The sequence below is a fragment of the Ensifer sp. 4252 genome (genome assembly GCF_050434565.1).
Classification (GTDB): domain Bacteria; phylum Pseudomonadota; class Alphaproteobacteria; order Rhizobiales; family Rhizobiaceae; genus Ensifer.
In genome coordinates, this window is sequence record NZ_JBNDIU010000001.1 from 384,338 (window position 1) to 405,803 (window position 21,466).

25 protein-coding genes are annotated in these 21,466 nt (G+C 61.4%); 10 read left to right on the plus strand and 15 right to left on the minus strand.

Annotated features, from left to right (window positions below):
• Positions 1–3: 3 nt before the first annotated feature.
• The 3 genes from plsX to ABIE33_RS01925 form a co-directional block, all read right to left on the minus strand.
• Positions 4–1,062 carry a phosphate acyltransferase PlsX gene (plsX, locus tag ABIE33_RS01915; protein WP_429120679.1) on the minus strand — a complete coding sequence of 353 codons (1,059 nt, stop codon included), beginning with the start codon at positions 1,060–1,062 and terminating at the stop codon, positions 4–6.
• Positions 1,063–1,263: 201 nt separating this feature from the next.
• Complete coding sequence (locus ABIE33_RS01920; RefSeq protein ID WP_429120682.1) at positions 1,264–1,815, minus strand: YceD family protein; 552 nt, start codon at positions 1,813–1,815, stop codon at positions 1,264–1,266.
• Between the two features lie 96 nt (positions 1,816–1,911).
• The gene (locus tag ABIE33_RS01925; protein WP_429120685.1) at positions 1,912–2,451 is read right to left on the minus strand and encodes a ubiquinol-cytochrome C chaperone family protein; all 540 of its coding nucleotides are present in this window, start codon (positions 2,449–2,451) and stop codon (positions 1,912–1,914) included.
• A gap of 138 nt (positions 2,452–2,589) precedes the next feature.
• On the opposite strand from ABIE33_RS01925, the gene ABIE33_RS01930 reads away from it, so the two are divergent.
• The gene (locus tag ABIE33_RS01930; protein WP_082366698.1) at positions 2,590–3,096 is read left to right on the plus strand and encodes an outer membrane protein assembly factor BamE; all 507 of its coding nucleotides are present in this window, start codon (positions 2,590–2,592) and stop codon (positions 3,094–3,096) included.
• Between the two features lie 71 nt (positions 3,097–3,167).
• On the opposite strand, the gene ABIE33_RS01935 is transcribed toward ABIE33_RS01930, so the two are convergent.
• The 4 genes from ABIE33_RS01935 to ribH all read right to left on the minus strand — a co-directional run bounded on the left by ABIE33_RS01935 (position 3,168) and on the right by ribH (position 7,679).
• Positions 3,168–5,303 (minus strand): sodium-translocating pyrophosphatase, encoded by a 2,136-nt coding sequence (locus ABIE33_RS01935; RefSeq protein WP_429120688.1) that lies wholly within the window; start codon positions 5,301–5,303, stop codon positions 3,168–3,170.
• Positions 5,304–5,501: 198 nt separating this feature from the next.
• Positions 5,502–6,707, minus strand: a complete 1,206-nt coding sequence (locus tag ABIE33_RS01940) for an MFS transporter (protein ID WP_429123031.1) — start codon at positions 6,705–6,707, stop codon at positions 5,502–5,504.
• 31 nt (positions 6,708–6,738) lie between these two features.
• Complete coding sequence (gene nusB, locus ABIE33_RS01945) at positions 6,739–7,221, minus strand: transcription antitermination factor NusB (protein WP_025426528.1); 483 nt, start codon at positions 7,219–7,221, stop codon at positions 6,739–6,741.
• Entirely contained in the window at positions 7,218–7,679 is a 462-nt protein-coding gene (ribH, locus tag ABIE33_RS01950; protein ID WP_429120692.1) for a 6,7-dimethyl-8-ribityllumazine synthase, read from the minus strand. Before ribH ends, nusB begins: the two co-directional genes overlap by 4 nt.
• A 278-nt stretch (positions 7,680–7,957) precedes the next feature.
• On the opposite strand from ribH, the gene ABIE33_RS01955 reads away from it, so the two are divergent.
• The 5 genes from ABIE33_RS01955 (at position 7,958) to ABIE33_RS01975 (ending at position 10,592) form a co-directional block, all read left to right on the plus strand.
• A complete protein-coding gene (locus tag ABIE33_RS01955; RefSeq protein ID WP_429120695.1) occupies positions 7,958–8,671 on the plus strand; it encodes an HAD family hydrolase in 714 nt (237 codons plus the stop codon).
• 173 nt (positions 8,672–8,844) lie between these two features.
• Entirely contained in the window at positions 8,845–9,345 is a 501-nt protein-coding gene (locus ABIE33_RS01960; protein WP_429120697.1) for a cupin domain-containing protein, read from the plus strand.
• A gap of 37 nt (positions 9,346–9,382) precedes the next feature.
• A complete protein-coding gene (locus tag ABIE33_RS01965; RefSeq protein ID WP_429120700.1) occupies positions 9,383–9,958 on the plus strand; it encodes a GNAT family N-acetyltransferase in 576 nt (191 codons plus the stop codon).
• Between the two features lie 284 nt (positions 9,959–10,242).
• A complete protein-coding gene (locus ABIE33_RS01970) occupies positions 10,243–10,407 on the plus strand; it encodes a hypothetical protein (RefSeq protein ID WP_429120703.1) in 165 nt (54 codons plus the stop codon).
• A 5-nt stretch (positions 10,408–10,412) separates the two neighbouring features.
• Positions 10,413–10,592, plus strand: coding sequence for a hypothetical protein (locus ABIE33_RS01975; RefSeq protein ID WP_429120706.1), 180 nt, complete (start codon positions 10,413–10,415; stop codon positions 10,590–10,592).
• A gap of 80 nt (positions 10,593–10,672) precedes the next feature.
• On the opposite strand, the gene ABIE33_RS01980 is transcribed toward ABIE33_RS01975, so the two are convergent.
• The 7 genes from ABIE33_RS01980 to ABIE33_RS02010 form a co-directional block, all read right to left on the minus strand.
• Positions 10,673–11,293 carry a riboflavin synthase gene (locus ABIE33_RS01980; protein ID WP_429120709.1) on the minus strand — a complete coding sequence of 207 codons (621 nt, stop codon included), beginning with the start codon at positions 11,291–11,293 and terminating at the stop codon, positions 10,673–10,675.
• Complete coding sequence (gene ribD / locus ABIE33_RS01985; RefSeq protein ID WP_429120712.1) at positions 11,293–12,384, minus strand: bifunctional diaminohydroxyphosphoribosylaminopyrimidine deaminase/5-amino-6-(5-phosphoribosylamino)uracil reductase RibD; 1,092 nt, start codon at positions 12,382–12,384, stop codon at positions 11,293–11,295. The genes ABIE33_RS01980 and ribD overlap by 1 nt, the downstream gene beginning before the upstream one ends.
• 18 nt (positions 12,385–12,402) lie before the next feature.
• Positions 12,403–12,876 carry a transcriptional regulator NrdR gene (gene nrdR, locus ABIE33_RS01990; protein WP_003529310.1) on the minus strand — a complete coding sequence of 158 codons (474 nt, stop codon included), beginning with the start codon at positions 12,874–12,876 and terminating at the stop codon, positions 12,403–12,405.
• 10 nt (positions 12,877–12,886) lie between these two features.
• Complete coding sequence (gene glyA, locus ABIE33_RS01995; RefSeq protein ID WP_429120719.1) at positions 12,887–14,182, minus strand: serine hydroxymethyltransferase; 1,296 nt, start codon at positions 14,180–14,182, stop codon at positions 12,887–12,889.
• A 185-nt stretch (positions 14,183–14,367) separates the two neighbouring features.
• Positions 14,368–15,693: a L,D-transpeptidase family protein gene (locus tag ABIE33_RS02000; protein ID WP_429120722.1), complete on the minus strand. Its 1,326-nt coding sequence runs from the start codon at positions 15,691–15,693 to the stop codon at positions 14,368–14,370.
• Between the two features lie 495 nt (positions 15,694–16,188).
• Positions 16,189–16,701 (minus strand): transcriptional regulator LdtR, encoded by a 513-nt coding sequence (gene ldtR, locus ABIE33_RS02005; protein WP_025426518.1) that lies wholly within the window; start codon positions 16,699–16,701, stop codon positions 16,189–16,191.
• Between the two features lie 130 nt (positions 16,702–16,831).
• Positions 16,832–17,269 carry a DUF6163 family protein gene (locus ABIE33_RS02010; protein WP_429120725.1) on the minus strand — a complete coding sequence of 146 codons (438 nt, stop codon included), beginning with the start codon at positions 17,267–17,269 and terminating at the stop codon, positions 16,832–16,834.
• A gap of 180 nt (positions 17,270–17,449) precedes the next feature.
• Here ABIE33_RS02010 and hemB point away from each other — a divergent pair, with 180 nt between their 5' ends.
• From hemB to ABIE33_RS02030, 4 genes are all read left to right on the plus strand, one after another.
• Positions 17,450–18,466 (plus strand): porphobilinogen synthase, encoded by a 1,017-nt coding sequence (hemB, locus tag ABIE33_RS02015; RefSeq protein ID WP_429120728.1) that lies wholly within the window; start codon positions 17,450–17,452, stop codon positions 18,464–18,466.
• Between the two features lie 102 nt (positions 18,467–18,568).
• Positions 18,569–19,033: an RDD family protein gene (locus ABIE33_RS02020; protein WP_429120731.1), complete on the plus strand. Its 465-nt coding sequence runs from the start codon at positions 18,569–18,571 to the stop codon at positions 19,031–19,033.
• 134 nt (positions 19,034–19,167) lie between these two features.
• The gene (locus ABIE33_RS02025) at positions 19,168–19,956 is read left to right on the plus strand and encodes an arginyltransferase (protein WP_429120733.1); all 789 of its coding nucleotides are present in this window, start codon (positions 19,168–19,170) and stop codon (positions 19,954–19,956) included.
• Between the two features lie 3 nt (positions 19,957–19,959).
• Complete coding sequence (locus ABIE33_RS02030; protein WP_429120736.1) at positions 19,960–20,862, plus strand: DMT family transporter; 903 nt, start codon at positions 19,960–19,962, stop codon at positions 20,860–20,862.
• A 46-nt stretch (positions 20,863–20,908) separates the two neighbouring features.
• Here ABIE33_RS02030 and ABIE33_RS02035 read toward each other — a convergent pair whose 3' ends face one another.
• Entirely contained in the window at positions 20,909–21,238 is a 330-nt protein-coding gene (locus tag ABIE33_RS02035; RefSeq protein ID WP_429120738.1) for a helix-turn-helix domain-containing protein, read from the minus strand.
• Between the last annotated feature and the right edge of the window lie 228 nt (positions 21,239–21,466).

Consider the following 21,466-nt stretch of genomic DNA (forward strand, 5'->3'; position numbering starts at 1 on the left):
TATTCAAACCTCATCATTCATGCCGGCGGGAAGCGCGCTCGGCGGCTCGGCGCCATGGTACTTCGCCAGATCGATCTCGATCTTCGCCTTCAGACCATTTTTTACCATGTCATAGCCGACGTCGATCGCGGCGGCAAAGCCTTCGCCGTCGGCGCTACCATGGCTCTTGATCACGACTCCATTGAGGCCGAGAAAGACGCCGCCGTTGACCTTGCGCGGATCCATTTTTTCGCGCAGGCGATCGAAAGCGCCCTTGGCCAGGATGTAGCCGATCTTGGCCATCAGCGTACGCGACATGGCCGCACGTAGATATTCGGCGATCTGTCGCGCCGTTCCTTCGGCGGCCTTGAGCGCGATATTGCCGGAGAAGCCCTCGGTGACGACCACGTCGACGGTGCCGCGTCCGATATCGTCGCCCTCGACGAAGCCGTAATAGTCGAAGCCTTCGATATTGGCATCACGGATGAGGCGCCCGGCTTCCTTGACTTCTTCCTGGCCCTTGATTTCTTCGACGCCGACATTGAGCAGGCCGACAGTCGGGCGTTCGATCTCGAACAGCGCCCGCGCCATCGCGCCGCCCATCAGCGCAAAATCCATGAGCTGCTGCGCATCGGCACCGATGGTGGCGCCGACATCAAGCACGATGCTTTCGCCCTTAAGCGTCGGCCAGATCGCGGCGATCGCCGGGCGCTGGATGCCCTGCATCGTGCGCAGGCAGAAGACCGACATGGCCATCAGCGCGCCGGTATTGCCGGCCGACACGACGACATCGGCCTCGCCGGCGTTGATGGCATCAATCGCCCGCCACATGCTCGACTTGCCGCGGCCGCGCCTCAGCGCCTGGCTCGGCTTCTCGTCCATGCCGACTGCGATCTCGCAATCGTGGAAGGTGCTGTTGGCCTTGAGCTTGGGGTGTTTGGCCAAGATATCGGCGCACTGCGCTTCTATGCCGAACAGGACAAACCGTATGTCCGGATGACGTTCAAGCGCCCTTGCGGCGCCCGGGATGACGACTTCAGGACCATAGTCGCCGCCCATCACGTCAAGAGAAATTCTGACCACGCGTGTCTTATCCTTTTTTCCTGCCACACAACACGTGCTGCCGTGGCGCGCGCATTCGAACGCAACGACGATACATATTGCTTCTGACGCTTGAGCCAGGCACGCGGCAGATCGCTGCGGCGGCTCATTTGGCCGGAGTCGGGCCAAAATACTGCTTTTCGCCCGCGTGACAACCGAATTATAGGGGCGGCTTTGGCGGCCTCAGTCCTTTTTCCAGTCCTTCAGCGCTGCAAACGGGTTCGGCTTCTCGTCGTCGGCCGCCGTGCTTTCGATGCGCGCACCGAAAGTGACCCCCGGCTTGCGCGGATAAGGCTCGATCGCCAGTGCCACATGCTCGCTGACAACGACGCCGGCATCGATCGTATCACCGATAAAGGTATCGGGGATATCGGGGCCGTCGGGGCTGAGGATCATCTCGCCGCCATCGTTGCTGGCCTGGCGGGCGAGCCTCGATCCCTCCGGCACGAAGATAGCCTCGATGGGCTCCCGGATATCCGCCTCGACGGGCTCGAGGGTCACGACGCAGGACTGCACGATCCGAGCGGTAACATCACCCTTGATCTTGACGCCGTCCTTCTTCCAGCGCGCTATCTGCAGATCCGCTGAAAGCGACAGGACTTCGCGCACATCCCAAAGCTCGGCAAGCGCCTGCCGTTCGCTCTCGTTTGCCGAGAGCCGCACGGTCACGGCATTGGCCGAGATATGCCCGACCTTCACCGGGTAGGAGAATGCCGGTCGGCTATCGTCTTTCATGATCAGATCCTTCCTCGCGCGGGCGCCGTTGCCGGCACGCTCTTCGCGGATAGTGCCGCGCGCAGGTTGGCGGCGCACGGGCATCGATGGCGTCTCTTACTCTCCGGCGGCGGGGATGCGCAACTGGCCGGTTTCGACGAGTTCTTCCGGTTCAGCCGCGAGCCGTTCCTCAACAGAGAGGAGATAGACCGCCAGATCATCCATCCCCGGCTCGCCTTCAGCACCGCCAGGATAGAAGTTACGCTTCAGCGCCGCAGCAAGCGCGGACGCGTCTCGACCTTCGAGTGCCGCCGCATAGGATTCGAGCCGGCCATAGAACATTCCGGCCAGTTTCTTCATCTTCTTCGGCACGCCGGCATCACCGACGCCAAGCTCGCGGATCGAGTGGTCGACATCCTCGAAGAAGGCGTCGACAATCTCCTGAGCGATCTCCTGGCCGGGGCGCGCCGACCCGCGCGTGCGCCGGAAATAAAGGATCAGCACCGCCGACAGCATCTCGAAACGCCCCATCACCGTGTCGGGCACGTCGAGGTCCGTATAGAGGTGCGGCTGACGCGCCGCCGAGGTCAACAATGCATATTGCCGTTCGACAATCGCAATATTGCCGCTTTTTCTTTTGAACAGTCCAAAAATCATCACAAAGCCCAGCTTTGGCTTTCTCGAAATGCGCGCAAGCGCCCATGACGTTGTTGCATGATAGCCGAAGCTGGTTTACCGAAGCATGCACGAATTGCAATGGCGGATATGCCATCGTTACTCCAAAGGGAGCTGTCGTTGACGAAGCGGTTTTTCAGAACAAATTTGAAGGTCCTTGGCCGAGCTGCGGCCGTAGCGACTGTTAGCACCATTGCTCTCTCCGCCTGCCAGTCCGCTAATGTCGGTGAAGTTCTCCACCAGGGTTATGTGGTTGATCAGGAAACGCTAAATCTCGTTCCGGTCGGTTCCAGCCGTGAACAGGTCATGCTTTCGCTCGGCACACCGTCGACGACCGCGACCTTCGACAACGAGGTATTCTACTACATCTCGCAGACCCGCAAACGGCCCGTGGCGTTCATGAAGCCGCAGCTCGTCGACCAGTCTATCCTTGCCGTTTATTTCGACAAGGAAGGCACGGTCAGCCAGCTCGCGCACTATACGCTGAAGGACGGCAAGGTCTTCGACATGCTGACCCGCACGACGCCGACTGGCGGCAAGGAAACGAGCTTCCTTGGCCAGCTGCTGACCGGCCCCGGCGCTGGGCAGGCTGCAGCGAGAAGCCTGTTCAAGGACTTCGGCAACTAAATTCACCCCATCGCAAAGAAGAGGCCCGCGGAACGATGTTCCGCGGGCCTCTTGCGTTTCGGGGATAAGGATCAGGCGAGGACTGCCAGAAGCAGCAGCGCCACGATGTTGGTGATCTTGATCGCCGGGTTCACCGCAGGGCCGGCCGTATCCTTGTAGGGATCGCCGACAGTATCGCCGGTCACCGACGCCTTGTGCGCCTCGGAACCCTTGAGATGCCGGGTACCGTTCTTGTCGACGAAACCATCCTCAAAGCTTTTCTTGGCATTGTCCCAGGCACCGCCGCCCGAGGTCATCGAGATCGCGACGAAAAGCCCGTTGACGATGACGCCGAGCAAAGATGCGCCAAGGGCCGCGAAGGCGGATGCCTTCGAGCCGGACAGCAGTAGCACGCCGAAATAGACGACGAGCGGCGCCAGCACCGGTAGCAGCGACGGAACGATCATTTCGCGGATCGCCGCCTTGGTCAGCAGGTCGACGGCGCGGCCATAATCGGGCTTCTCCGTCCCCGCCATGATGCCTGGCTTTTCGCGGAACTGCCGGCGCACTTCCTCGACGATCGAGCCTGCCGCACGGCCGACGGCCGTCATCGCGATGCCGCCGAAGAGATACGGAATGAGGCCACCGAAGATCAGACCGGCAACGACATAAGGGTTCGACAGATCGAAGGAGATCTGACCGACATCGGCGAAGTACGGATACTTGTCGCCATTTGCGGCGAAGTATCTGAGGTCGTTGGCGTAGGCTGCAAACAGAACCAGCGCGCCGAGGCCGGCCGAGCCGATGGCATAGCCCTTGGTGACGGCCTTCGTCGTATTGCCGACGGCATCGAGCGCGTCAGTCGACTTGCGCACCTCCGGCGGCAGATGCGACATCTCCGCGATGCCGCCCGCATTGTCCGTCACCGGACCGAAGGCGTCGAGTGCGACGATCATGCCGGCCAGACCGAGCATCGCGGTCACGGCAATGCCGGTGCCGAACAGACCAGCCAGCTGGTAGGTCGAAATGATGCCGCCGACGATGACAATCGCCGGCAAGGCCGTCGATTCCAGCGAGACGGCAAGTCCCTGGATAACGTTCGTGCCGTGACCGGTGACCGACGCCTGCGCGATGGAGTTCACCGGGCGCTTGTTGGTGCCGGTGTAGTATTCGGTGATGACCACGATCAGTGCGGTGACCACGAGGCCGAGAATACCGCACAGGAACAGGTTCCAGCCGGTGATATCCTGGCCCGCGACCGTGCCGATCGAACCCCAGCCGATCGTCAGCGACGTGGCGGCACCCAGCCCGACGATCGACAGTGCACCCGTCACGATCAGGCCGCGGTAGAGCGCGCCCATGATCGAGTTGTTGCTGCCGAGCTTGACGAAGAAGGTGCCGATGATCGAGGTGATGATGCAGGTCGCGCAAATCGCCAGGGGGTAAGCCATGACGGTCGAGAGCACCGGCGTGCCGGCAAAGAAGATCGCGGCCAGCACCATGGTTGCGACCACCGAGACCGCATAGGTTTCGAACAGGTCGGCCGCCATACCGGCGCAGTCGCCGACATTGTCTCCGACGTTGTCGGCAATGGTAGCAGGGTTGCGCGGATCATCTTCCGGGATACCGGCTTCCACCTTGCCGACGAGGTCGCCGCCGACGTCCGCTCCCTTGGTGAAGATGCCGCCGCCGAGGCGGGCAAAGATCGAGATCAGCGATGCACCGAAGCCGAGTGCCACCAGCGCGTCGATCACTTCACGCGAACCGGGTTCGTGCCCCAGACCCGCGGTCAGGATGAGGTAGTAGACCGACACACCGAGCAGGGCGAGGCCTGCGACGAGAAGGCCGGTGATCGCGCCGGATTTGAAGGCGATATCGAGGCCGGATGCGAGGCTGACCGAGGCGGCCTGCGCGGTGCGCACGTTCGCGCGAACGGAAACGTGCATTCCAATGAAACCGGCGGCGCCCGAAAGCACTGCCCCAACGAGAAAGCCGAACGCGGCCGCGGAAGAAAGAAGAACCCAGGCGCCGATGAAAACGACGACGCCGACGATGGCAATGGCCTTGTACTGACGCGTGAGATAGGCCTGCGCCCCCTCACGAATGTAGCCTGCGATTTCTTGCATGCGGGCGTTCCCCTGGTCGGCGGCAAGCACCGACCGTGTTGCCCAGATGGCATAAGCCACCGCGAGCAACCCGCATGCGATAACGCCCAACAAAATGGTCATTTCGCATTACCCTCCGTTTCAACCCGCGGACTCACTCCCGGCCGCGGGCCCCTCAAATCCGCGAATCACGCACCACCTCCTCAAGCAGCACCCCTCACGGCGCGGCCAGAGTGCGTTTGGAGCGAAAGATCGTCAAGCCCCGGAAAACTAACTACCGGCGGGCCTTTGCAAACGGAAGATTTTGGAAAATGCGGTGGCTCAGGCCGCAACGCTGGCGCGAGAACGCATCAGCAAGAAGAGCAGGAGAAGGCAGACAATCGTCACGGGCCAGACGACTGCGTTCAGCATATCCCAGCCATAGACCGAGAGGACCTTGCCGGAGGCAAAGGACGACAGCGCGACGGTGGTAAACAGGATGATGTCGTGGAAGGCCTGAACCTTGTCGGCTTCTTGTGGGCGATAGCTGCCGGCAACGATGGCAGTCGAGCCGATGAAACCGAAATTCCAACCCAGGCCGAGCAGCACCAGGGCGCCCCAGAAGTTCCAGAGTTCCAGGCCCATATGCGCGACAGCTGCGCAGGCCATAAGCAGCAGCAGCCCGCAGGCGACGATGCGCTCAGCGCCGAAGCGCGTGATCAGCCACCCCGTGAAGAAGCTGGGTGCAAACATTGCGAGCACGTGCCACTGGATGCCAAGCGTCGCAAGTTCGGTGGAAAAGCCGCAGCCGACGACCATGGCGACCGGCGCACCGGTCATCATGAATGTCATCAGCGCGTAGCTGGATATGCCGCAGACCATGCCGGTGATGAAGCGTTGGTTGCGAACGATCTCACTGAGCGAACGGGCGGCCTGGCCGTGATGCTCGCTGGCCACGGTCCCCTGCTCCGGCAGACGCAACGGCGCGAAGAAAAATGCGGCCAGCAGGCAGACCGGCAGCAAGGCGATGAAGGCACCGACAAAGGCGACGGGCGCGAAGAGATCACCGGCGAAAATGACGATCTGTGGGCCGAGAACCGCGGAAACGATGCCCCCGCCCAGGATCCACGATATCGCCTTCGGTTTGTAGAAGGACGGCGCCGCATCGGCGGCCGCGAAGCGCAGCTTTTGGGTAAACCCGTTGGAGGAGCCGAGAATGGCAAGACCGAAGGCAAAGAGCCAGAAGCTCTCGCGGAAGAGCGCAACCGCGGCGATCGCGGCGCCCACCGACGCAATCCCGGTGCCGACCATGAAGGCGAAGCGTCGGCCGATGAGGCGAGAGAGCGTTGCCACGAGAATGACACCGAGCGCCATGCCGACGTTATAGGCGGTCAGGGGCGCGGTCGCCAGCGACTTGTCGTCTGCCAGCAACTGATAGCCGGCAACACCGCCGACGGCAAAGCAGATCGGGCCGACGACGCCAAGGATCGCCTGCGCCGCGGTTAGCAGGAAAACGTTGCGGCGCGCTTCGCGAAGGGCAGAGCCCATGTCATCGACGGCAACCGCAACCATGGCCGCGCTACTTCTTGGGCTCGCCGCGAACCTGCCGGGCAATCCGGTCAAGAACGGCGTTCACCAGCTTCGGTTCGTCGTCTCCGAAGAAAGCCTTGGCAATTTCGACATATTCGGTGACGATCACCGCAACCGGCACGTCCTTGCGCTCCAGCATCTCGAATGTCCCGGCGCGCAAGATGGCACGAACGGTGGAATCGAGCCGCGACAGCGCCCAGTCGTCCTGCAACGCCGAGCCGATCAGCGGGTCGAGCTTGCGCTGATCGCGCACGACGCCTGCAACGATCGACCGGAACCAGGAGGCATCAGCCTTCAGATAGGTATCGCCGTCCAGTTCCTGGCCGAGGCGGTGCATTTCGTATTCCGCGACGACTTCCAGCACGCCGGTGCCGCCGATGTCCATCTGGTAGAGCGCCTGCACGGCCGCCAGGCGCGCCGCGCCGCGTTGGTTGGCCTGCTTCAACGGCTGATCCGAGGGGGTGTTCGTCACTGTTCCGTGCCCAATTTGTTCTTCAGTTCAATCATGGTCAAGGCGGCGCGCGCTGCAAAGCCGCCCTTGTCGCCTTCTGACCGGCGTGCGCGCGCCCAGGCCTGATCGTCGTTTTCGACCGTCAGGATGCCGTTGCCGATGGCAAGGCTTTCGCTGACGGCGAGATCCATGATCGCGCGCGAGGATTCGTTCGCGACGATATCGAAATGATAGGTCTCGCCGCGAATGACCATACCGAGCGCGACGAAGCCGTCATAGGCGGTGCCGCCATCGTCCGCGCCGTCGAGCGCCATGGCAATTGCCGGCGGGATTTCGAGTGCGCCGGGAACCGTCACGATATCATAGGTCGCGGCGGCTGCATCCAGCGCATGTTTGGCGCCATCGAGCAATGCGTCGGCCATATCGTCATAGAAGCGTGCTTCCACAATCAGGATGTGGGCAGCCTTGGTCTTCGCCATGGGTCACCTGTCTTGAGATTTCCGCGCCGGTGCGACCGGCTGAGGCGGCGGTCAAACCATGACCGGCGTCGAATGGCAAGCAAATTCCGCTCTTGGTGCCCTTTTGCCGCGTCGCGCGCCCGTGACGCCCTGTCCGCTCCAGACGGGGCGGCACGCTTGTGTCACGCTTGAGGGGGTAGCCAGGCGTTGCCGACAATGCCAATAATCAGGCCGTATACAACGCCTGGTCGGAAAGAATGCCGGCCCGGACCATGGAAGTCGAGCGAAGGTTGTTCCTAATGCATGATGTCGATCCGTCGATATCTATTCGTCTGCCCCGCATGCCTCAGGCCGTCGTCTTCGACATGGACGGCCTGCTCTTCGATACCGAGGCGCTTTACCGCGACGCGATGCTTATGACCGCGCAGGCGCTCGAGCGGCACTTTCCGCTGTCGCTTTATCTCGCGACCATAGGCCTTTCCGGTGAGGCGACGCGACAATCACTCAGCAGACATTTCGGCGCAGATTTCGATCTCGACCGGTTCTGGCAGCAGGCGGCGGCCACCTTCCATGGTCTGGCGACAACCCAACTGCGGTTGAAGCCAGGCGTGGCCGAACTCATCGGCTCACTGGAAGATCTCGGCATTCCCTTTGCGATCGCCACATCGTCTGGGCATAACGATGTCGAGCGAAACCTCGGCCTTCATGGATTGCTCGATCGCTTCCCTGTCGTCGTCGCCCATGGCGACTATCAAGTGGGCAAACCGCATCCCGAGCCTTTCCTGACGGCTGCCCGACGGCTCAGTGTCGTACCCGAGCTTTGCCTTGCGCTTGAGGATAGCCATAATGGCGTGCGCTCGGCATCATCGGCCGGCATGATGACGATCATGGTGCCGGATCTGCTGGTGGCAACGGAAGAGATCCGCAGCCTTTGCGTCAGCGTCGCCAGCGACCTCGACGAGGTCCACCACGCGCTCCTCTACCACACACGAGGCGCCCATGGCCCTGCCTGATGGCAGCATTGCCACACGCCTTTATCCACCGTTCGAACGCAAATGTTCCCGCAGGAACGGATGGCCGCCGCCGGATACCTGATCGATGGTCGGTTGGCCAAAAAAATAAAGCGCGACACAGAGGACCCGATGCGGTCGCTCCGCGCGACGACGATAGCGCCTGGGAGGAATACATGGCGGACACCAACAAACCCATCGTCAACCCAAGGGACCTTGCCCTCGACCACTGGTCCGAAGGCACCTTCTTCGAGTCCCGTGACACGTCCTTTGGCGGGCGGCTTGGGCTGAAAGACCTCGGCATCGGCTATGGCGAAGTACCGCCGGGGAAATCCGGTTGCCCATTCCACAATCATCATGTCGAAGAGGAACTGTTCATCATCCTCGAAGGGGAAGGCACCTATCGGTTCGGAACCGAGCGCCACGCAGTTGGGCCGGGCGATATCCTGGGCGCGCCAGCAGGCGGGCCCGAGACGGCGCATCACCTGATCAACACCGGATCCGTGCCGCTCAAGTATCTCTCGATCTCGACGATGGCCGCAACGGAGATCTGCGAATATCCGGATTCCGGCAAATTCCTCGCAAAGACGCGCACGGCGGCGGGCGAGCGGCGCTTCCGGTTCGTTGGACGGACCGAGAGTGCCGTCGACTACTGGGACGGCGAGCCTGGTATCTGATCATCCCATCTTCCAAACCAATAGTAGCGGATAAAACATGCACAGTGTTCCTATCATCGAGACCGAACGCCTAGTCCTGCGTCCCTATCGACGGGACGACTTCACTGCCTATGCCGCCCTGTTTGCCGACAGCGAGGTAACGCGTTTCGTTGGCGGCGTTCCCTACACACGAGAGCAATCCTGGACGCGCTTCTTGCGCCAGGTCGGCATGTGGCACTATTTCGGTTTCGGCTTCTTCTCCATTCAGGATCGAGCAACCGGCACCTTTCTCGGGGAAGCCGGTTTTCACGACGTGCATCGGCTGATCACGCCGTCGCTCGAAGGAACCATGGAAACCGGTTGGGCGCTTTCGCCGAGGGCACACGGCCAGGGGCTTGCAACCGAGGCTGTCACCGCCGCGCTCGAATGGGCCGACCGACAGTTTCCGAAGTTGCGGAAGACCTGCATCATCGATGTCGGCAATAACGCTTCGATCCGCGTCGCAGAAAAGCAGGGCTTCAAGGAATTCTGGCGCACGAGCTATCACGGCACCCATGTGATCATGTTCGAGCGACACCAGAAAAATGCCGCCCGGGCGGGAAGCGCCAAGGTCCACGAGCGCTCTGAAACATGAACAATTTTTAATTGTTTTTCAGGGCATTGCGCCATTGAAACGGCCAGATTGCCGCCCAATTTCCTAAGCGTTGGCACGACGCGAGCCCCTGATCCACAAGGGAGACGCCGCCCAACCAGTCGAAACAGTCCAGCATATTTCGCTGCGGGTGACCCCACCCGCAAACGGTATCGGCTGGCCACTGCGACCACGTCCGAGAAAGCCCCCGGAAGCCCGCCAAGGGTCCCGCGTTCGGGTATCAGGCTAACGGATCGCGCGCCGCACCAACTTGAAGGAGCATGACCATGAACCGCATTGCCAAGCTTTCCGTCATCGCTGCCCTGTCCGCCCTGACATTCGGCGGCGTCTCCCACGCTGCCGGCACTGAAATGAATTGGCCGACCCAGATCGACCGAACGGTGCGCGACTTAAGGGTGACAACTTCACCGTCGTCAACGTCGATACGCTGAACCGGATGAGCCAGACCCGGACCTGGATCGACGAAGCGACTCCACAACAGCTTTCAGCCCTGCACGCCGCAGTCGGCGCCAACAAGCCGCTCGCCGCCAAGCTAAGGTCTGAGAACGTGGAGATGAACAACATCGCTGGCGCGGAACAGGCCGCGGACGGCAGTTTGACGTTCTATCTGCGCTGAGCGCAGCAGGAACGCACGGCAAAAATGCAACCGCCCCCGAATGGGGGCGGTTCGCTTTCCGGATCGTATTGGCGGATGATTTACTCTGCCTTCGGCGCGGGAAACTCCGCAAGGCGAGCAGCGTAGCGCGCCATCGTATCGACTTCGAAGTTGACGAAATCACCAGCCTGGCGGTCGCCCCAGGTCGTCACCTCAAGCGAATGCCGGATCAGGAGCACGTCAAACTCGGCGCCATCGACCTTGTTGACCGTCAGCGACGTGCCGTCGAGCGCGACGGACCCCTTGGGCGCAACGAACTTCGCCAGATGCGCTGGTGCACGCAGACGGAACCGGACGGCGTCACCTTCAGATTCGACCGAGAGAATCTCGGCCTTTTCGTCGATATGACCGGAAACGAGATGGCCGCCAAGCTCATCGCCGATCTTCAGCGACCGCTCGAGATTGATGCGCGTGCCCTTCTTCCAGCCGGCGATGGTCGTCAGCCGTAAGGCTTCTTCCCATGCCTCGACCTCGAACCAGCGCTCGTTGCTGCCGCCATCCGGCAAAGCGGTGACCGTCAGGCAAACGCCGGAATGCGCGATGGAAGCCCCCATGTCGATGGTCTTCGGATCGTAATTGGTGGCGACGCGCAGCTTCACGCCTTCCTTCAGCGGCGTGACGGCATCAACGGTACCAATATCAGTGACAATGCCTGTGAACATCAGTTCTCTCTTTCGTATTCTTCGAAAAGGTCGTCGCCGTATCGCGCGGAATTGACGAGTGTGAAGCCGGCGGGCACGGACTTCCGATCAAATGGGGACGCGATGCCGTTTTCGCCAATGCTTTCGGGACCGGTATAAATCTGCATGCGATCGACGCGGCCAGCATCCAGGAATGCGCGAGCGGCAACCGCACCACCCTCGACGAGCAGCGAGGAAATTCCGCGCGAACCGAGTGCCGTCAGCAGATCGGCGACCGATCCGGTTTCCAGCACCTCGACGCCGGCAGCCTCCAGCGCCGCGCGGCGGCCGGCCAGCGGCTCCGGCCCCGACGGCTCACCGGAGACGACAATCACGGGGACCTCGCGTGCTGAGCGCACGAGTTTCGATCCGGGCGAAAGGTCCAAGCGTCGATCGAGAACAATGCGGATGGGCGAGCGGTCTTCCAGTCCCGGTAGACGCACGGTCAATTCCGGATCGTCGGCGGTCGCCGTACCGATGCCCACCAGGATCGCATCGGTTTGCGCCCGGAGGATCTGAACCTGCGCCCTTGAGATCGGGCCGGTAATGCGGACCTGTCCAGCCCCCTTGCGGCCGATCATGCCGTCGGCGGAAACGGCAAGCTTGAGAGTCACATGCGGACGTTTGCTGACCTGCCGCATGAGATAGGCTTCGAGTGCGCGATGCCCCTCCTCCGGCAGAACGCCGATATCGACGGTGATGCCGGCATCGCGCAAGCGCACGACGCCGCGGCCGGCGACGCGTTCATCGGGGTCGAGGATCGAGATGACGACGCGGGCAATGCCGGAGGCGACCAGCGCATCGGCGCAGGGCGGCGTCTTGCCGTGATGCGAGCAAGGTTCGAGGGTGACATAGGCGGTCGCGCCCCGCGCCCGCCCGCCGGCTTCGACAAGCGCCTGAGCTTCGGCATGCGGGCGGCCACTCTTGGCGGTGACCGCGCGTCCGACGACAATGCCATCCTGGACGATCAGGCAGGCGACGGAGGGGTTTGTGGATGTCTGTCCGAGATGATGGCGTGCCAGTCGCAGCGCCGCCGCCATGAACCTCTCGTCCTCACGGGTGGGATTGGCCATGGCGATCCGGGCGCTTTCCTATTCGCCGGGGTCGCGCGCAATCTTGGCGCTGATCTCGGCGATGACCTTCTCGAAATCTTCGGCGTGGGAGAAATCCCGATAGACCGATGCGTAGCGGACGAAAGCGACGTCGTCGAGGCTCTTCAGCGCTTCCAGCACCTGCAGGCCGATCTCCTCCGAAGGGATCTCGGTCTCGCCGGAGCTTTCGAGCCGTCGCACGATGCCGGAAACCGCCCGCTCGATGCGGTCGCGGTCGACCGGGCGCTTTCTCAGCGCGATCTCGAAAGACCGCAGCAGCTTGTCCCGGTCGAAAGGTACCTTCCGACCGGTCTTCTTGATGATCATCAACTCACGCAACTGCACCCGTTCGAAGGTCGTGAAGCGACCGCCGCAATCCGGGCAGATACGGCGACGACGAATGGCATTGCCGTCCTCTGCCGGACGGCTGTCCTTCACCTGGCTGTCTTCGGAACCGCAATAGGGGCAGCGCATGATGAGCCGATCACATGTAGCCGTACATCGGGAAGCGGCCGGTGAGCTTCATCACCTTCTCGCGCACGCCCGCTTCGACGGCAGCATTGCCTTCGTCGGAGTTGGCAACCTTGAGGCCGTCGAGCACTTCGACGATCAGCTCGCCGATTTCCTTGAATTCGGCTTCCTTGAAGCCGCGCGTCGTGCCGGCCGGAGTGCCGAGACGGACACCCGAGGTGACGAACGGCTTTTCGGGATCGAACGGAATGCCGTTCTTGTTGCAGGTGACATAGGCGCGGCCAAGGGCTGCCTCGGCGCGCTTGCCGGTGGCGTTCTTCTTGCGCAGGTCAACCAGCATCAAGTGGTTGTCAGTACCGCCGGAAACGATATCGAGACCGTTCGCCTTGAGTGTTTCGGCAAGCGTGCGAGCGTTCTTGACCACCTGGGCCGCATAGTCCTTGAAGGACGGCTCCAGCGCTTCGCCGAAGGCAACAGCCTTGGCGGCGATAACGTGCATCAACGGGCCACCCTGGAGACCCGGGAAGACCGCCGAGTTGATCTTCTTGGCGATATCCTCGTCATTGGTCAGGATCATGCCACCGCGCGGGCCGCGCAGCGACTTGTGCGTCGTGGTCGTGGCAACGTGGCAATGCGGGACCGGCGACGGATGCTGGTCACCGGCAACGAGGCCGGCAATGTGAGCCATGTCGACCATCAGGTAGGCGCCGATTTCGTCGGCGATCTCGCGGAAGCGCTTCCAGTCCCAGATGCGGGAATAGGCGGTGCCGCCGGCGATAATCAGCTTCGGCTTATGCTGGCGAGCCTTCTCGGCGACAGCGTCCATATCAAGCAGGTGATCGCTCTCGCGAACGCCGTAGGAAACCACGTTGAACCACTTGCCGGACATGTTGACCGGCGAGCCGTGCGTCAGGTGACCGCCCGAATTGAGGTCGAGACCCATAAAGGTGTCGCCCGGCTGCAGGAGCGCGAGGAACACGGCCTGGTTCATCTGCGAGCCGGAATTCGGCTGCACGTTGACGAACTTGGCGCCGAAGAGCTTCTTGGCACGCTCGATCGCCAATTCCTCGGCGATATCAACGAACTGGCAGCCGCCATAATAGCGCTTGCCCGGATAGCCCTCGGCATATTTGTTGGTCATGATCGAGCCCTGGGCCTCGAGCACGGCGCGCGACACGATGTTCTCGGAGGCGATCAGTTCGATCTCGTGGCGCTGACGACCCAGCTCCTTTTCGATCGCACCGAAGATTTCCGGATCGCTGTCGGCGAGAGAGCGGGTGAAGAAGGCGTCATTGTTCTGTGCAAGCATCGGCGCGAGGCTCCTCTCAAAGGTGGCAGTTCTTTAGCTTCCTCGCACGGCGAGAGCAATATCCGCTGTGCGGTTTGCGTCATTTCCCCCATCTGCCGCGCCTAAACACCGCAGCCACTGGATCAACGAAAAAGCCGCGCTGCCAGGGGAAGCGCGGCTTTTGCAAATAATTGTCTCGACTTTGCTTATTGCGGCAAGGCGTCCGACTCGACCGAGCCGGCCGATTGCTCGACGCCATAGGGCGTCTGCAGTGCCAGTTCGGTAGCGCCATCACGCTGGTAGATGTCGTCGCGGAACTGAACGACGCCGTCCGTCGCCGACCAGGCGGTGATGTAGGTGAAGAAGACCGGGACCTCTTCGGCCAGCGTGATCGGCGTGTTGACGCCGGTCTTGATCGTGGCTTCCATCTGCTGACGCGACCAGCCGGGTGTTTCCTTCAAAAGCCAGCTCGAAAGGTCGCGAACGTTCTGAACGCGAACGCAGCCGGACGATTCGAAACGCATCAGCTTGTTGAACAGGCCCTGCTGGGGCGTGTCGTGCATGTAGACCTGATGCTCGTTGTGGAAGTTGATCTTTGTCGACGACATCGCGTTGATCTTGCCCGGATCCTGCCGGAACATCAGGTTCGGCGCTTTCTCGGCATTCCAGTCGACCGTTTCCGGCGACACTTCGCCACCGCTGCCGTCGAACAGGCGAATCGCGTTGCGCTTCAGATAGGTCGAATCCTTGCGCATCAGCGGCATGATATCCTTCTGGATGATCGAGCGCGGTGCGGTCCAATAGGGGTTGAGGATGACCTCGTAGATCTTGGAGTTGAGGATCGGCGACTGGCGATCGATCTTGCCGACGATGGCAGTGTGACGCAGTGCGACGCGGCCGTTCTCCACAGCTTCGATGTAGGCGGCGGGAATGTTGACCATCACGTAGCGCCGGCCGAGATCGCCGGACATCGACTGCAGACGCACAAGGTTGGTCTGCAACTGACCGAGACGGGTGGTCGCCGGAACGTTGATGGCCTTCAGCGTGTATTCGCCGATGACGCCATCTGCCGGCAGGCCGTGACGGGCCTGGAAACGCTTGACCGCACCATCGACATAGGAATCGAACTGCGACGAGATGCCGGCCGATTGCGGCAGGTCGCCGGAAACCATCAGGCGCTGGCGCAACTGCTGCACCGAAGGATCGGTGACGCCGAGCTCAAGCTTGACGCTGGTTGCCACCATCGGCCAGCCGCCGGACGATACGATGTTCTGATAGTCGAAGATGGCTTGCTGGACATGGTTGATCGTTTCCGGGCCGAAGACCGGCGTATTGGACACGACCGTGGTTGCCGTGCGCGATGCCTTGGCATCATACTGGTCGTCCCAGGAGCCGCGGCGTGGCGAATTGATGATCTCGTTCAGGGCGTCCTGTGCGCTTGCGGCTCCCGCCCAAGCGACGGCACCGAAGGTTGCGGCCGAGCGCAGAAATGCCCGGCGCGAGAATGCATCAATACCATTCTTTTTCGACATATTCCTACCATCCCAATGCGTTGGCACGCGCCCTATGCGCAGACACGCATGTTGCCGAAGCCCTAACACGATCGTGGTTAACAAAGGTCAACCAACGAGCCACCCTGCCCTCACATGATTTCACGATACCGCGAGTGAGGACCCTCATTCGGCAGGCGAAACGCGAAACGAATCCACGCTCAAGAAACACGTGGCCGCACCTACCGCATGTCGTCGTCGCTGTCACAGCAATATGGCCAATTCGTGTCTCGGCCAGGTTGAAGGACGACATGGCATGCCTTTTGCTTTTCACGATCAAGGGCAGGTCTGCAGGCAGGCCGCGAGTAGGAACATTTTGATTTCCTAATGTTTTCCCTTCGGAAAACCGGCCCGACCTGGGGAACGGCGCATCGAGCTGATGCGGTTTTTCGGCAACAGCTGACAGCGCCGACAAACGGCAAAGGTCGGACACGCAGGGATTGCGCCCGACCCTTGAACTGGAGGTTTTTGCCTGAATTACAGACGGTACATGATCGAGTCGTTCCAGAAGCGATCGAGACGCTGCAGCAGCTTGTTCATCTGGGTGAACTCGTCCGAACCGATGCCGCCGACCTTCTGGATCGAGCCGATGTGACGCTCGTAGAGCTTGGCGACGGTTTCAGCGATTTCCTGACCGTCTTCCGTCAGGCTGATGCGGACCGAGCGACGGTCGACACGCGAGCGCTGGTGGTTGATGAGGCCGAGATCGACCAGCTTCTTGACGTTATAGGAGACGTTCGAGCCGAGGTAGTAGCCGCGGGAGCGAAGCTCGCCGGCGGTCAGTTCGGAGTTGCCGATGTTGAACAGCAACAGAGCCTGGACGGCGTTGACATCGTCGCGACCCTGACGGTCGAACTCGTCCTTGATGACGTCGAGCAGACGGCGGTGCAGACGCTCGACGAGGTGGAGGGATTCCATGTAGAGACCGCGGATGGTTTCTTCCTGAGGGTCTCGGGGCGCAGCGACCTGCGGCTTCATCTTCGTGTTCATTTGACTGCCTCACTGTTTTGTTTGGCGGTGTCTGTTTGTCTTCCCGCCTTGAGTGAGACCCTATCGAATACGTCTAAAATTCTACTTAAACCGCAGCCTTAACATGAGCTTACCAATCGGCGGATCTGTCTCAGGGTGAATCAACTCTTACCTGTCTCGCCTGCCGGTAGCGTTGATAGAGCAGCGCGGCCCTGAAAAGAACGAAGGTGACGGCGACGGCAACGTGCAGCGCAACCAGCAGCGGACGGGTGCCGAAACTGACGGGATAGAACTCGTACATCGCGATCTCGATCGCTGCCGCCACCACCCAGACCACCGGCCCCCAGGAGACCAGCAGCCACAGCCCCAGGGCAGCGACCGGGTAAACCACGGCAAGCGCCGTAGCCGCCGCCCGCCACTCCGGCGTCAGCAGATCGAAGCGGCCGGCACCGCCATGGGAGAAGCCGATCAGCATCGCCCAATAGTTCAGCGCGAACCAGAAGCACGAGGCCGACACCAGCCGCAGGAACAGACCGAAAAGGATCTCGGTCAGCGATGGTTTCGGCACATGGGCAGAATCATGAAGCATGGGCGGCAAGATAGGGCGGCTCGACGCCATCCGCCAGCACGAAGGAAGCCCCTCCCCTTTGTGTATTGGCGAAAGGGAAGAAATGCCGCAGGCCGGTTGTGCGCGGCGCGGTTTCCAAGCGCGGCCCCCACATGATAAAGCGCATGCCACCTCACAGTTTCCAGAGAAAGGCGCGGCGCGATGAACGACAGGACGAATCTTGTGGACAGGATTACCGGGCACCGCCGCATGCGCCGCAACCGCAAGGCCGATTGGACGCGCCGGCTGGTGCAGGAGAACCGCCTGACGGTCGACGATCTGATCTGGCCGATCTTCATCGTGCCGGGCAGCAACATCGTGCAGCCGATCGATGCCATGCCGGGTGTCAACCGCATGAGCATCGACAAGGCGGTGGAAGCGGTCAGGGAAGCCGCCGATCTCGGCATCCCGGCAATCGCCACCTTCCCCAATATTGATCTGTCGCTGCGCGACGAGATCGGCTCCAACAGCCTCGCCGCCGACAATCTCATCAACCAGGCAACGCGCGCCTTCAAGAAGGCCGTGCCTGAGATCGGCATCATAACCGACGTGGCGCTCGACCCGTTCACCAGCCATGGCCACGACGGCATCCTGCGCGACGGCGAAATTATCAATGACGAAACGGTGGAGACGATCGCCAGGGCTGCTGTCGGCCAGGCCGATGCCGGCGCCGATATCATCGCGCCTTCGGACATGATGGACGGCCGTATCGGCGCGATCCGCGAGGCACTCGACGCGGCGGGCCACCAGAATGTCGGCATCATGGCCTACGCGACGAAATTCGCTTCCGGCTTCTACGGTCCCTATCGCGAAGCGATCGGCACCGGCGGTCTGCTGAAGGGCGACAAGAAGACCTATTACATCGACCCTGCCAACGGCACCGAGGCGATCCGCGACGCCGCCCTCGACGTCGAGGAAGGCGCCGACATGCTGATGGTCAAGCCCGGCCTGCCCTACCTCGACATTTGCTGGCGCATGAAGGAGGCCTTTGGCCTTCCGGTTTTCGCCTATCAGGTGTCGGGTGAATACTCTCAGGTCAAGGCTGCAGCGGCCAACGGCTGGATCGACGGCGAGAAGGTGATGCTGGAAACGCTGCTCGCCTTCAAGCGCGCCGGCTGCGACGGCATCCTCAGCTACTTCGCCATCGAGGTCGCAAGGATTCTGGCCAAGGGACGGTAACGCCCCACCGCTACAAACTGCAGGCAGCGCATGGCGGGCAATCCTTGTTTTGCACGCAATGCCAACCCATATCGAGCTTGCAACCATGCGAGGCCTTTAGAGATGACAATGCACAACGAAGAACTGCGGCTGCCGAGCAATGATTGGCGCGCCTATCAGGGTGTGCTGTCGCGGCGGGTGTTCGCCTTCATTCTCGACTATGTCATCATCGCCCTGTTGTGGATTCCGGCCGCCGTGGTCGTGTTCTTCCTCGGCATCCTGACCCTCGGCCTCGGCTTCCTGCTCTATCCCGTGCTTTTCGCGCTGGTGGCGATGCTGTATTTCGGCGCGACCGTCGGTGGTCGCGAGCAGGCATCGCCCGGCATGCGGATGATGGGACTGGCGATTGCGCGCACGGACGGACGTCCGATGGATTTCCTGACGGCGATCGTGCATCTCGTCATCTTCTGGATCGCCAACGCGCTGTTGACGCCACTGATTCTGCTGATCGGACTGTTCACGGATCGCAGCCGCCTGCTGCATGATCTGCTGATCGGCACCGTAACGGTCCGTCGCGACACCTACTGATCCCCGCCGAAGCAATCGATGACGAACAATCCATGCGCAAGGGGCGACCGCCCCAAACGTGTGAGTTGACGTTTTCCATTCTTCCGCCATGCTACTGTCATGAACAACCGCGCGAAGAGTGACCGCCGCACTCGATGAACACACAGACCACACCGTCTCCGCAATTCTATCTCACTGCGCCGGCAGCCTGCCCTTATCTGCCGAATGAGATGGAGCGAAAGGTGTTTACCCACATGGTGGGCGAGCGCGCACCCGAACTCAACGACCTCTTGACCCAGGGCGGCTTCCGCCGCTCGCAGAACATCGCCTATCGGCCCGCCTGCGAAACCTGTCGCGCCTGCATTTCCGTTCGAATTCTCGCCAACGAATTTTCGCCGAGCCGGTCGATGCGCCGCGTGCTCGCGACCAACAGCGACGTCATCTCGTCGGAATATCCGGCCGAGCCGTCGAGCGAACAGTACAATCTCTTCCGGCGCTACCTCGACCGACGACACCAGAAGGGCGGCATGTCCGACATGTCGGTTCTCGACTATGCGATGATGGTCGAAGACACCCATGTGCACACCAAGATCATCGAATACCGCTTAAGGGTCGAAGGTGACGGCATCAGCGAGAGAGCGCGCGGGCCGCTGATCGCAACCGCGCTGACGGACCGCATGGGCGATGGGCTATCGATGGTCTATTCCTTCTTCGACCCTGCCCATGAAGATCGCTCGCTCGGCACCTTCATGATTCTCGACCACATCCGGCGCGCCAAGGAGCGCGGCCTCCCGCATGTCTATCTCGGCTATTGGGTCAAAGGGTCGCGCAAGATGGGATACAAGACGAAATTTTTGCCGCAGGAACACCTTATGCCGCGCGGCTGGGAGCGTTACGATGGACCTGACGCACCTTCAGAAACGCCTTCCACGGAAACGGATTGAAAATTGAGCCCTTCCACTGATGCCGCGCTGCACCGGCGCGGACTTGCCATCACCGGCCTCGGCGGCCTTGCTCTCTCCTTCGACATTCCGCTCATCCGATCCGCCGGTGGTGAGGTCTGGTCGCTGCTCGCGGTGCGCAGCCTTTCGACCTTCTTCATCGGGCTCCTGACATGGTTCGTGATCAATCGGTTGCTGCGCCGCAAGATCTCGCTCATTCCCGGCAAGGCCGGTCTCGTCGTCGGCCTGTTCTACGGCATCAACTCGTGCACGTTCCTGCTCGCCGTCTTCAACACGTCAACGGCAAACGTCGTCTTCATTCTTGCCTTCACGTCGATGTTCGCGGCACTGCTCTCTTGGATCTTCCTGAAGGAACGCCCTTCCAATGCAACGCTCGTGACCATGGCGACAATGGTTATCGGTGTCGGGCTGATCGTGCAGGAGGGGCTTGAGAGCGGCCATCTGTTCGGCGACGCGATGGCGGCAAGTTCTGCCTTCCTGCTTGCCAGTGCCATCACCATCAGCCGGGCAAGCGGCCGCGACATGGCTTTGGTGCCGTTGGTCACCGCCATCTTTCCGGCGGCCGTTGCACTTCTGCTCCTGCCTACCGGCGGCTTCTCGATCGCGGCTCCGCAGTACATCCTGTTCAACGGGCTGGTGATGATCCCGCTTGCGTTCTTCTGCCTGGCGACCGGGCCGCGGTTCCTGTCGGCGCCGGAAGTGGGCATGTTCTATCTGCTTGAAACCATCCTGGCACCGATCTGGGTCTGGCTGGTCTTTGCCGAAAGCCCGACGACGCAGACACTTGCCGGCGGCGCAATCCTCATTTTTGCGCTTATCGGCCATTCTCTATGGCAGATGCACAGTCGCGCCGTCCGTGCGGCACTGCGCCCTGCCCTGAATAGGTAGCGGCCGCCCGGAAGGCGGCGGAATGGCGATCATCAGGGAAGGCTTGTCAGGCTGACGTTCTGCCGGCCTCCGAAGAGTACGCCACCTGGCTGTGCATCGACCAGAGCGCACGGTTCATGTCGATCCAGGCGGCAGCAACATCAAGAGGTGCGGGATTGCCGCACACGGCCTCGCCATCGCGGGCGGGTAGACGCGAAACCAGGCTGGCTTCCTCGAGGATGCGCAGATGCTGCTCGAGCGCATCCGGCGTCACAGCAACGGCGGCGGCCACCTCGACAATCCGGGTTTCTCCGCCGAGCAATATCTCGAATATCCGCCGGCGAACCGGATTTGCGAGCGCAAGCAGAATGTCGTCAAGGGTGGCAGAATTCGGCATGGTCTTCATCCTGTTGGGACGATTATTGATCCACGACCGCACGTTGCTTTCAAGCGCCGAAAACGGGGTATTCCGCTAAATTTCAGATTGCTTGGGAAGAATATGAGCATCTGCCTGCGCAGCCTACTGCATGTATCCTTAAATCGCATTCGATTTAAGGATAAAAACATGCAGCAATTCAAAGTGCTACAGCGACCTTTGCGCGTCTAATAAGACGCGCGGCGCTGT